This window comes from Flavobacterium sp. ov086 (assembly GCF_900187965.1).
Lineage (GTDB): Bacteria > Bacteroidota > Bacteroidia > Flavobacteriales > Flavobacteriaceae > Flavobacterium.
Map to the genome: position 1 here is coordinate 1 of NZ_FZNL01000060.1, position 1159 is coordinate 1159.

Annotated in this window: 1 rRNA gene; it reads left to right on the forward strand. The window is 48.6% G+C overall.

Annotated features, from left to right (window positions below):
• Positions 1 to 1159: ribosomal RNA gene (locus CHB81_RS26620) — 23S ribosomal RNA — on the forward strand; the annotation flags it as partial.

A 1159-nucleotide genomic window follows, 5' to 3' on the forward strand; every position in this document is an offset into this window, starting at 1 on the left:
CCCGTATGGGTAACGAGTATAATAGATAGTGGTATCCTGAGTAGGGCGGGGCACGTGAAACCCTGTCTGAATTTGGCGGGACCATCCGCTAAGGCTAAATACTCCTGAGAGACCGATAGTGAACCAGTACCGTGAGGGAAAGGTGAAAAGAACCGTGAATAACGGAGTGAAATAGATCCTGAAACCATACGCTTACAAGCGGTCGGAGCCCTTTCGTGGGGTGACGGCGTGCCTTTTGCATAATGAGCCTACGAGTTAACGTTGCTGGCAAGGTTAAGTGGTTAAGCCACGGATCCGTAGCGAAAGCGAGTCTGAATAGGGCGCTTTAGTCAGTAGTGTTAGACGCGAAACCGTGTGATCTACCCATGGGCAGGATGAAGCTGTGGTAACACACAGTGGAGGTCCGAACCGGTTGACGTTGAAAAGTCTTCGGATGACCTGTGGGTAGGGGTGAAAGGCCAATCAAACTCGGAAATAGCTCGTACTCCCCGAAATGCATTTAGGTGCAGCGTTAGTTATAAAGTTATATAGAGGTAGAGCTACTGATTGGATGCGGGGGCTTCACCGCCTACCAATTCCTGACAAACTCCGAATGCTATATAATGTTCACTAACAGTGAGGGCTTGGGTGCTAAGGTCCAAGTCCGAGAGGGAAAGAACCCAGACCATCAGCTAAGGTCCCCAAATATACGCTAAGTTGAAAGAACGAGGTTTGTCTGCCCAGACAGCTAGGATGTTGGCTTGGAAGCAGCCATTCATTTAAAGAGTGCGTAACAGCTCACTAGTCGAGCGGACGAGCATGGATAATAATCGGGCATAAGCGTATTACCGAAGCTATGGATTTAGAGTTTACTCTAAGTGGTAGGGGAGCATTCTAACAGGGTTGAAGGTGTGTCGTAAGGCATGCTGGACTGGTTAGAAAAGAAAATGTAGGCATAAGTAACGATAATGCGGGCGAGAAACCCGCACACCGAAAAACTAAGGTTTCCACAGCTATGCTAATCAGCTGTGGGTTAGTCTGGTCCTAAGGCGAACCCGAAAGGGACAGTCGATGGCTAACGGGTTAATATTCCCGTACTACTAATTACTGTGATGGGGTGACGGAGTGATGAAAGCGCCGCGAACTGACGGAATAGTTCGTTGAAGTACCTACCTATAAG